Here is a 16,885-nt window from a genome sequence, read left to right as displayed (position 1 = left end):
GTAGGGTGCGAATACGCCGAAAAAAGCGTGCGTTTGCCCCGGCGACATTGCGGTCGCCTGTATCAACGCGATAAAAACAGGGCTGCCGGCGCGATCCGAGATCGCGCCTGATTGCGCTGAGTCAGCGCATGACGAAGGGATCGTCTATCGGATCGTCACTGGTACGCAGCCACACCGTCTTGCTGGTGGTGTACTCCAGCGCGGCGTCAATCCCGCCCTCGCGGCCAAATCCCGACTTGCCGTAACCGCCGAACGGCGCCAGCGGCGATACCGCTCGATAAGTATTCAGCCACACCACGCCCACCCGCAGGCGACGGGTCACCCGATGCGCGCGCGTCAGGTTCTGCGTGAAAATGCCGGCCGCCAGGCCATAGGCGGAATCATTGGCAAGCTGAATCGCCTCCGCTTCATCCCTGAAGGTCAACACCGACAATACCGGGCCGAACAGCTCTTGCTTCACGCACTCGGCGCCGGGTTGCACGCTGCAGTCGACGATCGTCGGCGGGTAGTAAAAGCCCGGTGAATCGATCGCCGCGTGGCCAATCACCAGTTTCGCCCCCTGCTCCAACGAGCGGCTGACGATAGCGGCGATCCGTTCTTGCTGCTGCCGGGTGCAAAGCGGCCCGAATTGGGTGTCTTGGCGATCCGGCGGCCCGATGCGGATACTGCGCACCTTCTCCGTCAGCCGGGCCAAAAACGCGTCTTTGATGCTTTCCGCCACCAGCAGGCGCGAACCGGCGACGCAGCTCTGGCCCGACGCGGCGAAAATGGCCGCCACCTGCGCATTCGCCGCGCTCGCCAGATCCGCGTCGTCGAAGACGATAAACGGCGATTTCCCGCCCAGCTCCAGCGAAGTACTGGCGAGGTTTTCCGCACTGCCGCGGACGATGTGCTTCGCGGTTTCCGCGCCGCCGGTAAAGGCGATGTGGTCTACCTGCGGATGCGCCGTCAGCACCGCGCCGCAGTCGGTGGCAAAGCCGGTGATCACATTGCATACGCCGCGCGGAAAACCGGCCTCGTCTATCAGTCTGGCGAACGCCAGCAGCGGCGCAGGTGCGGTTTCCGCTGCCTTGATCACCAGCGTGCAGCCGGCGGCGATCGCCGGGCCGATTTTCACCGCCGCAAGAAACAGCTGGCTGTTCCAGGGAACGATCGCTGCCACCACCCCGATCGGTTCGCGTCGCACCCAGGTTTCCATGTCGGGTTTGTCGATCGCCAGCACGCTGCCTTCCATCTTGTCGGCCAGGCCGGCGTAGTACCGGTAGTATTCCGCCACATAGGCGATCTGCGCCTGGGTTTCACGGATGATCTTGCCGGTATCCAGCGTCTCCAGCCGCGCCAGCTCGGGGGCATGCTGCTCCAGCAAGTCGGCCAGCCGCAACAACAGCTTGCCGCGCGCGCCGGCGGTCATGTCGCGCCATTCGGCCCCCTGAAATGCCCGGCGCGCCGCCGTAACGGCACGATCCACATCCTGGGCGCGGGCTTCCGCCACCTGCGCCCAGGGTTCGCCGGTCGCTGGATTGAGCGAGGCGAAGGTCGCCGAGCCGGTGTCAAACCGGCCGTCGATGTAGAGTTTGAACGATTCCATCAGCGCCTCCGTCAGTGAAATTCCGGCATCACGCAGCGAATAAACCGCTCCAGAGAGGCCTTTTTACGCGCAAAACTCATGCCGCTGTCGATCCACAACGCAAACTCGTCATAACCCAGCGCCTCATATTTTTTCAGCCGCGTAATGACCTCATTGGCGGTACCGATAGCCAGGTTATTGCGCATCATGTCGGCGGAGTAATAAGGATTGGCGGCGATCTCTTCATCGCTCAGCGGCTGAATCAGCCCTTGCCGCACCGGCCGCTGGTTCTTGAACCAAGCGCCGAAGTAGTGGTAGAAACGGTTGAGCTCTTCCGCCGCCAGGCGGGCGTCCGCCTCGCCTTCCGCCACGTAGCCATGCTGCAACAGCATGATCTTCAGCGGCTGCTCGGCGGCGAAGCGTGCACGCGCCTCGTTGAAACAGGTCACCAGCCGCACGATCTCCTCTTCCCCCTGATGCAGCGGCGTAACCTGAACGTTGCAGCCGTTTTGCACCGCAAATTCGTGGCTGTTAGGATCGCGCGCCGCCACCCAAATCGGCGGATGCGGCTGCTGTTTCGGCAGCGGCGAGGAGGTGGTCGCCGGGAACGACCAGTATTCCCCCTGATGGGCATAGTCGCCCTGCCAGAGTTTTTTCACCGCCGGGATCAGCTCGCGCATGCGCTGCCCGGCATCCCAGGCGGTCAAACCGGGCATCAGCCGTTCGTATTCATAGGAATAGGCGCCACGCGCGATCCCCAGCTCCAGCCTGCCGCCGGTGATGATGTCGGTCATCGCCGCCTCGCCCGCCAGACGGATCGGGTGATTGAACGGCGCAATGATGGTGCCGGTGCCGAGCCGCACCCTGGAGGTGCGCCGGGCAATATCCGCCAGATTGATAAACGGATTCGGCGCGATGGTGAAATTCATGCCGTGGTGCTCACCGGTCCAGATGGCGTGCATGCCGCCACGATCGGCGATTTCACACAGTTCGATCATCTCCTGGTAGAGCTTTTCCTGCGGTTCGTCGGGTAACGTTCGTTCCATATGCACGAATAAAGACAGTTTCATCACACTCTCCCGTTCAGCCTCAACCGGCGAATTGCTTGATGGCACCGCTGTGCTCATCGCCATAATAGATACCGTAATTGCCCACGGCGTTTTCTTTGACGAACCGGCCCAGCATCGACCGCAGCGCCGGATCCTTGATCGGCAACCGCGCCAGCGTCGGCATGTCGAACCATTCCGCCGTGCTCAGCTGCGGCGTCAGGCTGCCGGCGTCGGTCGGCAGCGCGCACAGAAAAACGATGTGCTGTTGGTGTTTCTGCCGGTCGTCATAAACGGAATAGACGAAACCCGGATGGGCGTTGATGCCCAACTGCTGCAGTAAATCCCCCAACGTTTCGCTGACGCTGCGTTTCTCCACCGCGCTGGACGGCAGCTGATAGCCGCCGTCGCTTTGCCGCACCATCACGGCGTGCCCTTCAAACTCGATCAGCGCGCTCACTACCACCTGCGGCCCGCCAATCAGCGACTGCGCGTTTTGATAAGGCGTGAAATACGCGCCGCGGTAATACCCCAGACCGGCGGTGGCGTTGGACGCGAACCCTTCGACCTGGCCGATCAGAATGGCATGGTCGCCGGCGTCCACCACCTGATGCAGCGAGCAGTCGAACCATGCGGAACTGTTATCGATCAGCGGCACCCGTGATGCACTCCAGCGCCAATCGATCAGCGCAAAGCGGTCTTCGTTTTTTTGCGCAAAAATGGTTGAAGCCTCTTTTTGCTGTTCCGCCAGAATATTGATGGCGAAATGGCTGCACTGGGTAAAATGCGCCAGGTTCGCCGAACGTTTATCGATGCTCACCAACAGCAGCGCCGGATCCAGCGACACCGATGAAAACGAATTGGCGGTAAAGCCAATCGGCCGCCCCTGCGTGTCCACCGAGGTCACAATGGTGACGCCGGTCATAAAGGCGCCGAAAGCGTCGCGCAACTGCCTGCGTTTATCCGCGTCCATTTGCCGCTCCTAATAAAGTCAAAGGTTGCTCTGCGGTCAGAAAATCGAGCATCAGCGCGTTGACGCGTTGCGCATCAGTCAGACTGACCATGTGTTTGGCGTTCTCAATGATCACCGCGCGCCCGTTCGGTGCGGCCTGCGCCATTTGCCGTGCCATCTCCGGGCTGGAATTGGCGTCGTGCTCGCCGGTCAATACCAACACCGGGCAGCGGATAAGGTGCCAACGCTGGGCATACACCCGATCGCCGGTAGCAAACGCCTGATACGCGCGGGCGTAGCCCGTAACGTCCACCTGTTGCAACCAGCCGCCCACCTGCCGGCGCAGACGCTGTTCGGCGGGATCGGCGCCAAACCATCGGCTCAGCGGCGAGTCGAGCTGCGTCTGGCCGCTGGCCAACGCGCTGGCGCGTTGCGCGACCGCGGCGCTGGCCTTTGCTGAGCGCTGAAACACGCCGCTCATCACCACCGCGCGGTTGACCCGCTCCGGATAATCGATTGCCAAACCGGCGGTGATCAGTGCCCCCATCGAGTGCCCCGCCACCGCAACGCTCGGCGTATCCAGGGTGTTTAAGAAGGCCGCCAGCCAGCGCACGTAATCCTCCAGCGTCGCGGCGTGGGCGAAGCCTTCGCTTTCGCCGTGGCCCGGCATATCGACGGCGATGACCCGAAAGCGCGCGCTAAGCGCATCGAGCTGGGGATACCAGGCCTCCGCGTTCATGCCTACGCCGTGGATCAACACCAGCGGCTCGCCACGCCCGGCCTCCAGATACCCTACCCGCAGAGCGGGTTCAGACAGCTGCCGGATTGTTCTGATCATGGCCCAGCTCTTTCAGATCCAAATAACGGTTGCCGATACGGTGATGCGGCCGCCCCCCCAGCGCCGCGCCCAGTGCGATGACGATTTCATCGTCGAAAGGCGCGTCGTTGATGTTGAACTGGAATGTCAGGTAGTGCTCGCGGCTGCCTTCGTCGTTTTTCCCCATCATGGGGATCAGGATCGGCGCGTTGGCCGGCCCGCGGGTATTGTTGAATGCCAGATAGCTCTTGCCGTTGACCGCCGAGCGGTAGTGGTTGCCGAAATGCAGCGTGTGGATCAACGCCGAAGCGTGTTCCAACTCGCCGCCCAGCCCCACCACCGCGCTTTTGCCGAAGGCTTCCACCCGCTCGCCGGAGCCAGCCTCTTTGAGGATCAAACCGGTCAGCAGCTCACCCAGCACCGGCGCCATTTCTCGAATCTTTGGCGCCAGATCCTCAACAAAGCCCTGCCCGGCCCAGGGGTTTTTAATTACCGCAGCCGCGGCGATCATCACCAGCGGTTTGGCCGCCGACTTGCCACCGTCGGCGTAGAGGGTTTCTGTCAAAACCAGGGTCTTGCGGATGTCTTGATGCATAAGGGACCTCGAAAAGTAAATCAAATGTTAATCAGATGTCGCGAGTCGAGGGTATAGCATCGGGCAGATTGGTATGTCAAAGTTTGGTATACCATAATACGGTATTCTTATTTTTATCTGGGATGGTAAAGAGGAATTGAAAATAATCGTTATTAATCAATATTTTAATAAACCCGCATGGGCTTTGGTCGAGGGTAAAACGCCGGCCACGACCGCCTCCGCTCAGCGGCCGGTGCCCGTGCCAAACCCGTTGAGCCAGCGGGTATCAGCAACGGAAAGCGGTTTTTTTAGGCTATCTTTCGATTTTGTGAGCTGCTGCAACATTCGCCGTTTTGGCGATGCGGCGCGAAATCGGCCGCCGTTGCTTTGCGGGTTGGAAAGATGTTAATAGTACCGGGCAAACGGAAATACGCGTCGTTATCCGGATTAATGATGATCCACAAAAAATAGAGACAATTATGGTTCAGGCGTCATTGAAGATTGAGAATGCACCGGTCACCTTGCGCGAATTGGCATTGGCGAAAATTAGGCAGGCGATTATCTCAGGGTATTTTCAGGCCGGCGATCGTTTAGTGGAACGCAGCCTGTGTGAGGAGCTGGGCGTCAGCCGCAGCGTGGTGCGCGAGGTGATCCGTTATCTCGAAGCGGAGGGGCTCATTGAAACGCTCGGCAAGAAAGGGCCGATTGTCGCTATTCTGACCTGGGATATTGCCGAGCAGATTTATACCATTCGTCTGCTGCTTGAACAGGATGCCGCTCACGACTGCGCCTTGAAAGCCGGGCCGGAAGATAAAAAGAAACTGCATGAAAAATTAATTGCGATTAACCAGGCTTCGGCCGGGCAGGATGATATTCAGCGCGTTGAAGCGTCGCAGGCCTTTTATGAAACCATATTCCAGGTGGCTCATCACGCCATCGCCTGGGAAATCGTCCAACGGCTGAATAGCCGCATCAGCCGCCTGCGCGCCCTGACCCTGAAAACCCCGGAGCGTCAGCTGGCCGGTTTCGAGCGTATGACGCGGATCTATCACGCCATCGAACAAAACAATCCGGCGCAGGCCAGACAAGAAGTCATCGATCACCTGACCGAGGCCGCCGCGCTGGCCAAGCGCATTCTGCAACAGGAGTCCTGAGATGCCCGCTTACTGGATTGCCCATGTCACCGTGAAAGATCCGCAGCAATATCAGCATTACATGGATTTGGCACCCCAGGCGTTTCGCCAGTTCAACGCCCGTTTTCTCGCCCGCGGTGAACAGGCGCAAACGCTGGAAGGCCCGGCGTTTGTGAAACATGTGCTGATCGAGTTCGACGACTACGCCACCGCGTTAGCCTGCTACCATTCGCCGGCCTATCAGCTGGCGAAACAACAGCGGCGCCACGTGGCGGAAGCCATGATTGCCATCGTCGACGGCTTGCCGACCGCCCCATAAAAGCCCCCACCGTTACGGCGGAGGCTGGGTGACGTGAGGTGGGATAACCGCCGGGTCAGGCCGGCGTTTTCCGCTAGTCATTTCTCTTCAGGATCTTTCCCGTCTCGGCCCAGATTTGACTGCGGTAATGATCGTCTTCCTGAGAGAAGAAAAGTACGGTCAGCCCTTCCTTGTCTAACAACGCAATGCCATCGGGTGCAGGACGCCACGCCACTGGCTCTTGCGGCAAGACGTCGGGCGTGCAATCAGACAAAAATTTCAGGCTATAGCCGCCGACCGATTCCACACTCTCCGTGTTGAGCTGTACAACACAGGACTTTGATTTATCGCTGACCGTCCACTGCCCGGAGAGCGTTTCGGCGGAAGGTAAAACCAGACTGCTTGCCATAGAGGCTCCTGAAAACAAGAAAATTATTCTGACAAGAATAGATTTACACATAGCTGGCCCATGCAAAACGGTGGGCATCATCGCCCACCGTTGCCGTTTTACACGATAAAGTCAACAGCGACGTCAGCCTGCCCGACGATGTGCACCAGGAAGTCTGGATTTGCACCGCCATGGAGGTTTAAGGCCAGTTCGCTCAGATTGCTTTGGGTATCATAGGATACCAGCGCCTCACCGGCCTGCCCGCTGAAATGATCGACAAACTGAATAAAATCATTGCCTTTATCGCCTTGGTTGAAGAAGGACAGATCGATCTTGTCCTTGCCTGACTCAAAGTCCCAAATTGTATCAGGAGCCTGAACAGGCGAGTCATTCAGGTCAGAGAAGACAAAAATGTCGTTACCTTGCCCTCCCCACAATTGATCCTGGCCCGCTCCACCGTAGATAACGTCGTTGCCGGCGCCGCCTTTGAGCGTATTGTCTGCGTGATTTCCAACAATGACGTCATTACCTGCCCCCCCTATCGCGTTTTCGATGGTGACGCCGGCAGCGATGGAAACATTCCCTTTTAATCCACCGACGTCGGAGAAAGCGCCTTCGTTCAAATTGATACGTTGATTTTGGCTATACCCCGAGAAATCGAGGGTATCATTGCCACCTGCATCCCAAACAGACATCACCAGCTTGTCGTGGCTGTCCTTGAGCGTATAGAAGTCTCGGCCTGTATTTGAATTAAACCCGTAAACGGTGTCGCCGGTTCGGGTGGTCATGTTGGCGCCGTAAAGATGCTGGATGGCCGCGATATCATCAACCAGCGGTGCAGCGGCATAGTAATGGCCATGATCCGCGTTGGTAATGGATTCATTCCAGTAACTCATTACGCTAAACTGCCGGGTATCTTCGGCGTAAACTGCCTTGGTATAATTTGGGCTGCCTTGCCCCGCATTATAAGTGCCCGGGTGATCTAACCCGAGAGTATGGCCAACTTCATGGGTAATGGTTAAGCGGCCGTAATTACCTAGCTCAGGATGCAAATTTTCGGAGTGATTCTTAATGTTGTACCAACTTTGCCCATCAGAATTGTATCCTCTGTAATCATTGCCATTATATGAGTACGGTTTCAAAGCATACGCTTGTCCCGTCCCCTCATAATTCCCAAAGGTAATATTGGAGGGTTGACCTGAAGCCACTTCGACAAATTTGATGTTGGCAACATCGGCCCAGGATTGTAAAGACAGCTTCGCCTGTTCTTGTTGCTGTTGCGTGAACGCACTCAGCCCCGTATCGCGCTCCGGGGAGCGGTGGCCCAGGTTCAGTTCGTTATAATCCCAATCCGGGAAGGAATAGGTCACCGTTGCCTCTTTTCCCGTGACGTGAACGCCATTCCAGGTTTTATCGCCGCGCGCTATCTGCAACCCCGCCTCATTTATGTCATAAGACGGTTTGTTATTTATCGTCAGGCCATTCCCGCGCTCATGGTAGTGAATAAGATCGTTAACACTGTCCCAACCCGTTTCGTTTCCATTCATGGTATTACCCATAACTTTCTCCACAAAGTAGCTAGTATTAATATGACATCCGAAATGTCTCTTAGGGATAATCAAAATCCTGAGAATAGCGATAACCCGATATGCCCCACTCTTTTTCCTATCCCTTTACACCCAGAGAGTAAATTTACTTTTAACTACCCGAGCCTCCTTACCCATGATTGAGAACTGATGCAACTGCATGAGATCGCGATATGTCCGTACAAAATGCGCGAAAGTAACAGGCCGCATTGATCCGGCAAGGGTGTGATTCCAGTGTCTGCGCGTTGAGGCTACGTTGAGATGCCGCTCAAGAGGTCTAATGACAACGGCCGTTCGGTGCATTGTCTCGTTGCCAGAGACCACATCAGGCAGGGTCTTGTGCTGTGAATCTGGCCTGTTATCCGAACGGTTACCCGGAGATAATTGCGTGAATGCATTTGCGCCACCATCCAGTTTTGCTAATGATTATCATTCGCGAGGCTATCTCACACGTAAGTAAAGTGTCAACATATGAAACAAAACATTTCTTGATTTGCATCATGATTTTTCCGCTAAGCCCCAGTGAACGGGCGCTGCAGAGTGCATAAAATGGCGTTTACCCCCGTCTGGACTGCGGTTTTTGTCAGTATTGTCGCATAGAGCAGGCAGAATGCCGTTCGGGAGTACATGATGGCGACTGAACATTTAGCCATAGAGAAACATCAAGAATGATTAATTTTCACGGCAATAACACGGCGTGGTCCGATCACTTATTTTTCGCTGCAATATAAGGGATGCTTATAAATAACAGGAGTATTCCTAATGCGTTCACGCTGGATGTATTCCATGCTAGCGGGCCGATTTTTAGCCGCGCCCGCTGGCTATTCCCATTTTCATTGGCAAGACTATATTGAAAGAAGCTCTGCTCTAGAGCGAGAATATGGGTAATTTTCCGAGGAAATACCGCATGACCCTGTTGCCCAAGCAGAGCAATAACAAAAATCCGATTGATCTCTATAGCGAAATCGTAGATGACTTGCCCGGCCTGATTTGCTTCGGCAACCGCCTTGGCGGTTACTTCAATAACCAGTGGCGCGACTATACCGGCGCCATCGCCGGTGAACACGGCGCCGCCGACTGGCTCGATGCCCTGCATCCCGACGATCGCGAGCGGCTGGCCGCGCAATGGCGCCAGGCGATCGTTGCCCTCTCTTCATTTGCCGGCGAGGCCCGCCTGCGCGATCGCAGCGGCGCCTACCGTTGGTTTATGCTGGCGTTTAACGCCCGTCAGGACGGCATGGCGCTGGAACCCAGCTGGTATCTCACGGCGACCGACATCCATCCGCAAATGCTGCAGCGCCAGCAAAACGTTCAGGCGCTCTCTATCCAGCAAGACATGCTGGACGCCAGCGTCGACTGCATCAAAGTGATCAATCACGATGGCACGCTGCGCCATATGAACCGCTCCGGCAGCCTGGCGCTCGGCCTTGATCCGGCGCAAAAAATAGTTTGGCATGCCCTGGCTGGGGCTACTGTCGCCCGAGATCCGTCGCCGCGGCAGTAAGGCGCTGCGCAGCGTCAGAGCGGGAAAGAATGCGCGCTTTACGGGATTGAGCGTGACGCCGCAGGGTAAAAAACAGCACTGGGACAACATTCTCACGCCGGTCAGCGATGAGCACGGCACCGTGGCCGAGATCTTGTGCGTCTCGCGCGACGTGACTTCGCAGCGCGTGATGGAGCAACGTCTGTTGCTCGCCAGCGAATATGACGAATTGACCGGCTTGCCCAACCGGCGCCTGTTCAAGAAAAAGCTGAAGCAAGAGATGAAGCGCGCCCTGCACGGCAATAAGTCACTGGGGCTGATGTTGCTGGATCTTGACCACTTCAAGCTGGTGAACGACACGCTGGGCCACGCGGCGGGCGATCATCTGCTGCGGGTCTTGGGTAAAAGGCTCAGCGCTTGCATGAATGCGCATTCGTTCGTCTCCCGCCTCGGCGGCGACGAGTTCGCCGTGGTGATCAGCGACGTCGAAAACGAGCAGGACATTTTCCGCATCGCCAACAAGTTTCTGCTGCAGCTGGAGACGCCGATCACCCACGGCGGCAAGACGCTGCATTGCGGCATGAGCATCGGCGGCGCCATCTACCCCAAAGACGCCCGCGATGCTTCAGAGCTGATGAAATGCGCCGATACCGCGCTGTATGAACTCAAAGACGGCGGCCGCGGCGGCGTCTACATGTTCGATCGCAAAATGATGGACAAGGCCCGCGCCCGCGCCAGCCAGCTCAACTACGCGCGCCAGATCGTGCGCGACAACTGCATCCGCCCGAGCTATCAACCGAAGGTCTGTCTGATCGACGGCAGCATCGTCGGCTTTGAAGCGCTGCTGCGCTGGCACTGCCCGATCAACGGCGTGCAGCTGCCGGCGACGGTAAGCGAGGCGTTCAACGACTACGAGCTGGCGACCAAGATCAGCGAAGCCATGCAGCTGAAAGTCTTCGCCGATATCGCCCGCTGGCGCGCGGCAGGCGTGGCGGTGCGGCCTATCTCGCTGAACGTGTCGCCGATCGAGTTTTTACGCGACAACTACGCCGAAACTTTCCTGCAGCGCCTGCTGAAGTTCCACATTCCCCACCACCTGATCGAACTGGAAGTGACCGAGCACGCGTTCAACAAGCACGGCTCGAAGTACGTGTTGCGCGCGTTGCAAATGCTTAAGGAGATGGGCATCCGCATCGCGCTGGACGATTTCGGCACCGGCCACTCCTCCTTCAGCCATATCATGGATTACCCGCTGGACTGCATTAAGCTGGACTGCAACTTCGTACAACGTATGAACACCGAACCGGCGATCCTGGCGATCGTGGAAAGCATCGGCATCCTCGGTCAAAAGCTGTCGATCGATATCATCGCCGAGGGCGTGGAAACCGAGCAGCAGCGGCAAACGCTGTGCGAAGCCGGTTTCCATATCGGCCAGGGTTTTCTATTCAGCCGGGCGGTGGACTCCCAGCGGGTGCCCGAGCTGCTGCAAGCGGTGCCGCAATCTGTCGACGGCTGTTAAACACCCTGCCGTGCGCCGAACGGCGCCAGCTGCATACCGATAAGCGTCACCACGCAGATGAGTGCCCCGGCGTAGAAGGTGGAGGCGGAACCGAACAGCTCCCACAGGGTTCCAGCACCGAGACTCGCCAGCAGCAGCGCCACGCCGCTGATCAGATTGAACATGCCAAACGCGGTGCCGCGCAGATGAGCCGGCGCGGTATGCGCCACCATCGCCGCCAATAGCCCCTGGGTCATGCCCATGTGCACTCCCCACAGCGCTACGCCAAACAGCACCCCGCCCCAATGATCGCTCAGCGCCAATACCAGGTCGGCGGCGATCAGCACCAGCAGCCCGGCTTTCAGCAATCCTTCATGCCTCATGCGATCGGACAGTTTTCCGAACGGATAGGCCGAGCAGGCGTAGACCAGATTCATGGCGACCATCACCAGCGGGATCAGCGCCAGCGGCGTGCCGCCCTGCTGCGCCTTCAATACCAGGAACGCTTCGCTGAAGCGCGCCAGCGTAAAGATCGCGCCGATGCTCACCACCCACCAATAGCTGCGCCCCAGCAGCCGCAGGTTGGCGCGGGTGATCGGGTTGGTGCGCTTGTGGGTTATCGCGGCTGCCGGCTCTTTCAGCCCGAAAAACAACAGCGCAATCGCCAGTGCCGCCGGGATCGCCGCCACCCAGAAGATGGCGCGAAAATCGTTGTGCCACAGCAGCATCAGGCCGACGGCCAGCAGCGGCCCTAAAAAGGCGCCGACGGTATCCAGCGACTGCCGCAGCCCGAAGGCCGCGCCGCGAATTTCCGGCGGCGTCACGTCGGCCACCAGGGCATCGCGCGGCGCCCCGCGGATGCCTTTGCCCACGCGATCCAGCAGGCGCGCGCTCATCACCATGCCGGACGACGATGCGATGGCGAAAAACGGCTTGCTGATGGCGCCCAGCCCGTAGCCCAGCAGCGCCAGCCCTTTGCGTTTGCCGAGGTAATCGCTGAGCACGCCGGAGAACACCTTGACGATCAACGCCGTCGCCTCTGCGAGCCCTTCGATCAGCCCGATGACGATCACGCTGGCACCGAGCGTCGTCGCCATAAACAGCGGCAACAGGCTATGGATCATTTCCGAGGAAACGTCCATCAGCAGGCTCACGCCACCCAATACCCACACGCCGCGCGGTATGCGGCCCAACGTAGCGAAACGCGACGACATGGTTCATCCCCGAAAGATTCAGCGCCGCCAGAGGCGCCTCATGATTTTTCCAAGATTGGTTAGTTGATTTTATTCGTTCACAGATCTGCAGCCTTTAGAGATAGTGCAACGACCGTGTGACACCCATAATAATGAAGGTAATTAACATAATGATAGATAGCAAAAAGATGATAGTGATGGCGGCGCTGCTGAGTTTTTCCGCCGCCGCCGCACCGGGCGTGGATCTCGTCGCCAACGAAACGCCTATCCACACGGTGAAGAGCGCCGAAGCCGTGGCCAAAATCCCCACCGGCTTCCGGTTCGTGGAACCCGGCACGCTGACGGTCGCCATTTCCCTGCTGGGCAGCGGCCCGCCATTCGGCCTGTACGCCCGCGACAATAAAACGGTGATCGGCAGCGAGGCGGACATCGCGCGCCTGGTGGCCGACGGTTTGGGGTTGAAACTCAAGCTGGTGCCCACCTCGTGGGAAGACTGGCCACTGGGGGTGGCCTCCGGCAAATATGACGCCGCGGTTTACAACATCACCGTGACCAACGAACGCAAGACCAAATTCGATTTCGCCACCTATCGGCAGGATACGTTGGGCTTCTACGTCAAGTCCGACAGCAAGATCACCCAGATCAAAACGGCGCCGGATATCGCCGGTAAAAAGATCATCGTCGATTCCGGCACTAATCAGGAAGCGGTGCTGCTGGCCTGGGACAAGGAGAACCGCACCAAGGGATTAGCGCCGCTGCAGCCGGTGTACGTCACCGACAAGGCCGCCTCCACGTTGGCCATTCAATCTGGCCGCGCCGACGCCACCTTCGGGCCCAACGTCTCCGGCGCTTATCAGGCGCGGCTGACCGGCAAAACCCGGCTGGTAGGCATCGTGCCCGGCGGCTGGCCGAAGACCGCCAACATCGCCGTCACGCTGAAGAAAGGCAACGGTCTGGTGGACGCGGTGCAGGCTTCGCTCAACAGCGCCATCGCCAACGGCAGCTATCTGCAGGTGCTGGATCGCTGGGCGGAAAGCGACGAGAAGATCGCCCATTCGGAGATTAACCCGCCGGGACTGGGGGATTGAGAGAGCAACAGGCCCCGTACTGCGGGGCTTTGATGAACCGCTCGATACTATGCCTGTCGAATATTCCCAGATAGCCCTCTATTTGTTTTGTTTGTCTTGCCTGCTACCTAAAACTTTTTCCTGTTAATCGCTACCGATCCTCCACCTTCCATTACCGTTAATTTTCAGACAGTTTTGTGCCAAAAACAACACAAATGATAATTATTATCAATTATTGAGTTCTGACCTAGCCGCATGTAGATTCCCATTTACTGTTTATTAATACAGTACTTTATTGCTAACATCTAAGGAATCAACATGAAGAAACACAGTTCAACTATCAATTATGATCCCTACCGTTACAACGGTGGCATAGCGCCTGAAGCGGGTCTGGTCTGGAGCGGTGAAAGTTGGGGATGGCCGACTACCGGCATCAGCATTGGTGGTGCGGAAGAAACTCTGGTTGTCTGGCCAACAGGTGACACATCACTTTCCGAAGAAACCAAAGAGCTGTTGGATAACGACATTTGCTTGGTCTGTGGTAAGAAAAACTGTCCCTATATCAAAACGGAAAAGTCATACCAATTGTTGCGCGATGCGATAAGAGCCGGTGATATGAAGACTGCAAAAAAAATCCACATGACCAAATTCGCGCAATTTAGCGGTATGAATCGAGCAAATTTCGCCGATGCGTTGAAAAAAAAGCGAGAAGCCCAAGAGAAAAGAGACAAAGAGTTTTTGTTATCTGCATCGGCTATCGTTGCCGACTCAGCCAAAGAAATCGCTCAGCATCTCGGCAAGCGCTATCAAGACTTCGCCAATGAGATCGCGAGCGATATTAAAAACTTCCAGGGCAAGAGAATACGCACCCTTGATGACGCAATGAAATCACTAGAAAAAGTGCTGGCTAATCCCAACATGAAGGTTAAACCTGCAGATAAAGAAGCGTTGCTCAATGCCTGGCGAAATATTAATGCCAATGACATGGCAAGCAAGCTGAGTAACGTTGGCAAGTTTTTCAAAGTGGCAGATGCAGCAATGAAAGTAGAGAAAATTCGGGAGAAAAGCCTGGTAGGTTATGCCACGGGCGACTGGAAGCCCCTGTTGCTTGAAGTTGAATCCATGGCCATTAGTGGACTGGCTTCTGGTGTCGCGTTAGGGATATTGGCCACGACGCTCTCTTTATTTTCTTTGTCAGGATTAGTGCTGACAGCGCTCACCTTTGCCAGCATCATCGCGATTAGCCTGTTAAGTTCGCTCATCGACGACAAGTTGGTGGATAAACTTAATCGCGAGCTCATTCCTTCGGCTTATTAAGCACATCAGGCGGCAATTGCCGCCTTTTTCTTTGGTTTCATTCCGCCGCTGCTTTCTGCCTCCCCAGCTTGCGGTACAGCGTGCTGCGCGAAACGCCGAGCGCCTTCGCCGCCCGGCTGAGATTGCCGCCCGCCCTGTCGATCGCCGCCTGCAGCTCTCCCAGGTCGGTATCGGCGTTCTCCTGGCGCGGCGCCAACACCGCGATGGACTGCGGCAGATCGTCCAGGGTAAGCACCGCATGATCGTCCGCCAATGCCAGCAGCACCTTGAGCGTACTCAACAGCTGCCGCACGTTTCCGGGCCATGGATACCGTGCCAGCATCGCCAGCGCCTCCGGCAGCAGGCGAATGTCGCGCCGCTCGCCGCCCAGCTCTCGCCACAGCTGCAAAATGAAAGCCTCCAGCTGCGCCCGCTCTCTGAGCGGCGGAATGCGCAGGCTGTATTCCTGTATGCGGTACAGCAAATCCTCGCGAAACGCCCCCGCCTGTACCTGCCGAGACAGATCGTGGTGCGTGGCGCAGACCAGCGCGAATTCGACCGGATAAGCGCTGCGGCTGCCGAGCGGCGTGACCGTTTTTTCCTGTAACACCCGCAGCAGGCGCGTCTGCAGGCCCGCCGGCATGTCACCGATTTCATCGAGGAACAGCACGCCGCCGTCCGCCTCGCGGATCTTGCCGATATACCCTTTCGGGTTGGCGCCGGTAAACGCCCCCGGCGCATAGCCAAACAGCTCGGACTCAATCAGCGGCTCAGGCAGCGCCGCGCAGTTGATCGCCACGAAGTTGCCGTTGCGCCAGCGGCTCTCTTGAAACAGGCGTCGGCTGAAGTGCTCTTTACCGCAGCCGGTTTCGCCGGTCACGCACAGCGAAAGGCCGGCATTGAGGATCCGCAGCGCTTTCTGATGCTGTTCGTCATGCCTTTCCGCCGGCGGTGCCGAACGCAGGGCGCTGATGCGGCGCTGCGGCGCCTCGAGCAGCGAATAATAGTGCCGTTGATTGCCGGCCAGCGTCTGGTGCGGTGCGCCGGAAGGCTGTCGCAGCAGATCGGGGAACAGCTGGGCAAACTCAACCGAGCCGAATGCGGCCGGTGGGAGCTGGAACTCCAGCATCGCCAGCCGATTGGCGGCGACCAACACTTCGTCGTGAAACACCAGCAGCAGCTCCTGCGCGCTGCCCAGGCTACCGGCGTCGGCATGCAGGCGCAGCGTCCAGTGACGATCGGCGATCGCGCTCCTGACCCAGCGGTGTTCGATATGTCGCACCGCCTGCATGATCAGGTGCCGCGCATCGCGGTACGGCCGCTGCGCGGGTGCGGAAAGATCCAATATCCCGGCAATGCGGCCATCCGGCCGGTAGATCGGTGCGGCGGTGCAGTTCAATCCGGCATTTTGGTTGAGGTAATGCTGGTCGCCGCGCACTTCACAGAACGCGCCCAGCGCCAGCGCGGTGCCAATGGCGTTGGTGCCCCGCTCCGCTTCTCCCCACGGGTTGCCGGGCGCCAGCGCAAAGCGCGACGCCTTGTGCAGAAAGTCGGTGTTGCCGCGGGTTTCCAGCACCAGCCCATCGGCGTCGGCGATCACCACAATGGCCGGCTGGCGCGTAATTTTCGCGCCCAGTTGCTCGATCAGCGGCTGTACCCGTTGCGGTACCCAGTCGTTGCGGCTGCGCAGCTCATCGAGCAACCCGGCTTTGATGAACGAGATATGCTGATCGGCGCGCGTCAGGCCGTAGCCCCGGCTGCGCTGCCAGGATTCCGCCAGCGGATGGGTCAACAAACTGGCGCCCTCGGTGGGCAAGCGGTCGTCAGGCAACATGCGTTTCTCCCCCGTTCGCGAGTGTTGCAAATATGTATCACGAATGTGTATCAGGCGTTGCGACACGGGACACAAAAAAACATCGACGGCGGTGGCTCCGCTCGATTCGCTAAGCTATACCCATTTTTAACGCTCTAATAAATAAAGTCTTTT

General features: G+C 57.9%; 13 protein-coding genes and 1 pseudogene. 5 read left to right on the top strand and 9 right to left on the bottom strand.

All coding sequences use genetic code 11. The features are described 5' to 3' along the window. Positions 1 to 121 precede the first annotated feature (121 nt). The 5 genes from C9411_RS00285 to C9411_RS00265 are packed head-to-tail and all read right to left on the bottom strand — an operon-like array spanning position 122 to position 4,977. The gene (locus C9411_RS00285; protein WP_107226176.1) at positions 122 to 1,588 is read right to left on the bottom strand and encodes an aldehyde dehydrogenase; all 1,467 of its coding nucleotides are present in this window, start codon (positions 1,586 to 1,588) and stop codon (positions 122 to 124) included. Positions 1,589 to 1,599: 11 nt separating this feature from the next. After that, positions 1,600 to 2,637: an LLM class flavin-dependent oxidoreductase gene (locus tag C9411_RS00280; protein ID WP_107226175.1), complete on the bottom strand. Its 1,038-nt coding sequence runs from the start codon at positions 2,635 to 2,637 to the stop codon at positions 1,600 to 1,602. Between the two features lie 19 nt (positions 2,638 to 2,656). Further along, positions 2,657 to 3,586 carry a flavin reductase family protein gene (locus C9411_RS00275; RefSeq protein WP_063989853.1) on the bottom strand — a complete coding sequence of 310 codons (930 nt, stop codon included), beginning with the start codon at positions 3,584 to 3,586 and terminating at the stop codon, positions 2,657 to 2,659. Then, positions 3,573 to 4,403 carry an alpha/beta fold hydrolase gene (locus C9411_RS00270; RefSeq protein WP_063989852.1) on the bottom strand — a complete coding sequence of 277 codons (831 nt, stop codon included), beginning with the start codon at positions 4,401 to 4,403 and terminating at the stop codon, positions 3,573 to 3,575. Before C9411_RS00270 ends, C9411_RS00275 begins: the two co-directional genes overlap by 14 nt. Then, positions 4,375 to 4,977, bottom strand: coding sequence for an amino acid synthesis family protein (locus C9411_RS00265; protein ID WP_063989851.1), 603 nt, complete (start codon positions 4,975 to 4,977; stop codon positions 4,375 to 4,377). Before C9411_RS00265 ends, C9411_RS00270 begins: the two co-directional genes overlap by 29 nt. Before the next feature lie 338 nt (positions 4,978 to 5,315). Between C9411_RS00265 and C9411_RS00260 the strand changes: the two genes are divergently transcribed. Both C9411_RS00260 and C9411_RS00255 read left to right on the top strand, forming a co-directional pair. Continuing rightward, positions 5,316 to 6,110 (top strand): GntR family transcriptional regulator, encoded by a 795-nt coding sequence (locus tag C9411_RS00260; RefSeq protein WP_233221847.1) that lies wholly within the window; start codon positions 5,316 to 5,318, stop codon positions 6,108 to 6,110. A 1-nt stretch (position 6,111) separates the two neighbouring features. After that, on the top strand, positions 6,112 to 6,408 hold the full coding sequence (locus C9411_RS00255) for a DUF1330 domain-containing protein (protein ID WP_063989849.1): 297 nt from the start codon (positions 6,112 to 6,114) through the stop codon (positions 6,406 to 6,408). Positions 6,409 to 6,481: 73 nt separating this feature from the next. Here C9411_RS00255 and C9411_RS00250 read toward each other — a convergent pair whose 3' ends face one another. Together C9411_RS00250 and C9411_RS00245 are read right to left on the bottom strand one after the other, a co-directional pair. Continuing rightward, positions 6,482 to 6,796, bottom strand: coding sequence for an AprI/Inh family metalloprotease inhibitor (locus C9411_RS00250; protein ID WP_107226174.1), 315 nt, complete (start codon positions 6,794 to 6,796; stop codon positions 6,482 to 6,484). 98 nt (positions 6,797 to 6,894) lie between these two features. Then, the gene (locus C9411_RS00245; RefSeq protein WP_107226173.1) at positions 6,895 to 8,334 is read right to left on the bottom strand and encodes a serralysin family metalloprotease; all 1,440 of its coding nucleotides are present in this window, start codon (positions 8,332 to 8,334) and stop codon (positions 6,895 to 6,897) included. Positions 8,335 to 9,268: 934 nt separating this feature from the next. On the opposite strand from C9411_RS00245, the pseudogene C9411_RS00240 reads away from it, so the two are divergent. Beyond that, positions 9,269 to 11,363 (top strand): annotated as a pseudogene (locus C9411_RS00240) (putative bifunctional diguanylate cyclase/phosphodiesterase). Here the strand turns inward: C9411_RS00240 and C9411_RS00235 are convergent. Then, positions 11,360 to 12,556 carry an MFS transporter gene (locus tag C9411_RS00235; RefSeq protein ID WP_107226172.1) on the bottom strand — a complete coding sequence of 399 codons (1,197 nt, stop codon included), beginning with the start codon at positions 12,554 to 12,556 and terminating at the stop codon, positions 11,360 to 11,362. The pseudogene C9411_RS00240 and the gene C9411_RS00235 sit on opposite strands and share 4 nt — an antisense overlap. A gap of 149 nt (positions 12,557 to 12,705) precedes the next feature. On the opposite strand from C9411_RS00235, the gene C9411_RS00230 reads away from it, so the two are divergent. After that, positions 12,706 to 13,623 carry an ABC transporter substrate-binding protein gene (locus tag C9411_RS00230; RefSeq protein ID WP_107226171.1) on the top strand — a complete coding sequence of 306 codons (918 nt, stop codon included), beginning with the start codon at positions 12,706 to 12,708 and terminating at the stop codon, positions 13,621 to 13,623. 297 nt (positions 13,624 to 13,920) lie between these two features. Then, a complete protein-coding gene (locus C9411_RS00225) occupies positions 13,921 to 14,919 on the top strand; it encodes a colicin-like pore-forming protein (protein ID WP_107226170.1) in 999 nt (332 codons plus the stop codon). 37 nt (positions 14,920 to 14,956) lie between these two features. Here C9411_RS00225 and C9411_RS00220 read toward each other — a convergent pair whose 3' ends face one another. After that, positions 14,957 to 16,732 (bottom strand): sigma-54-dependent Fis family transcriptional regulator, encoded by a 1,776-nt coding sequence (locus C9411_RS00220; RefSeq protein ID WP_107226169.1) that lies wholly within the window; start codon positions 16,730 to 16,732, stop codon positions 14,957 to 14,959. Positions 16,733 to 16,885 lie beyond the last annotated feature (153 nt).

This window comes from Serratia sp. Nf2, from assembly GCF_003028435.1.
GTDB classification, from domain to species: domain Bacteria; phylum Pseudomonadota; class Gammaproteobacteria; order Enterobacterales; family Enterobacteriaceae; genus Serratia; species Serratia marcescens_L.
This window is presented reverse-complemented; position numbering and strand designations above follow the sequence as displayed.

What these genes read in the sequence shown, in the direction of transcription:
- C9411_RS00285 (WP_107226176.1), bottom strand. Translation starts at nt 1,588, where the DNA reads ATGGAATCGTTCAAACTCTACATCGACGGCCGGTTTGACACCGGCTCG.
- C9411_RS00280 (WP_107226175.1), bottom strand. Translation starts at nt 2,637, where the DNA reads ATGAAACTGTCTTTATTCGTGCATATGGAACGAACGTTACCCGACGAA.
- C9411_RS00275 (WP_063989853.1), bottom strand. Translation starts at nt 3,586, where the DNA reads ATGGACGCGGATAAACGCAGGCAGTTGCGCGACGCTTTCGGCGCCTTT.
- C9411_RS00270 (WP_063989852.1), bottom strand. Translation starts at nt 4,403, where the DNA reads ATGATCAGAACAATCCGGCAGCTGTCTGAACCCGCTCTGCGGGTAGGG.
- C9411_RS00265 (WP_063989851.1), bottom strand. Translation starts at nt 4,977, where the DNA reads ATGCATCAAGACATCCGCAAGACCCTGGTTTTGACAGAAACCCTCTAC.
- C9411_RS00260 (WP_233221847.1), top strand. Translation starts at nt 5,316, where the DNA reads ATGCGGCGCGAAATCGGCCGCCGTTGCTTTGCGGGTTGGAAAGATGTT.
- C9411_RS00255 (WP_063989849.1), top strand. Translation starts at nt 6,112, where the DNA reads ATGCCCGCTTACTGGATTGCCCATGTCACCGTGAAAGATCCGCAGCAA.
- C9411_RS00250 (WP_107226174.1), bottom strand. Translation starts at nt 6,796, where the DNA reads ATGGCAAGCAGTCTGGTTTTACCTTCCGCCGAAACGCTCTCCGGGCAG.
- C9411_RS00245 (WP_107226173.1), bottom strand. Translation starts at nt 8,334, where the DNA reads ATGGGTAATACCATGAATGGAAACGAAACGGGTTGGGACAGTGTTAAC.
- C9411_RS00235 (WP_107226172.1), bottom strand. Translation starts at nt 12,556, where the DNA reads ATGTCGTCGCGTTTCGCTACGTTGGGCCGCATACCGCGCGGCGTGTGG.
- C9411_RS00230 (WP_107226171.1), top strand. Translation starts at nt 12,706, where the DNA reads ATGATAGATAGCAAAAAGATGATAGTGATGGCGGCGCTGCTGAGTTTT.
- C9411_RS00225 (WP_107226170.1), top strand. Translation starts at nt 13,921, where the DNA reads ATGAAGAAACACAGTTCAACTATCAATTATGATCCCTACCGTTACAAC.
- C9411_RS00220 (WP_107226169.1), bottom strand. Translation starts at nt 16,732, where the DNA reads ATGTTGCCTGACGACCGCTTGCCCACCGAGGGCGCCAGTTTGTTGACC.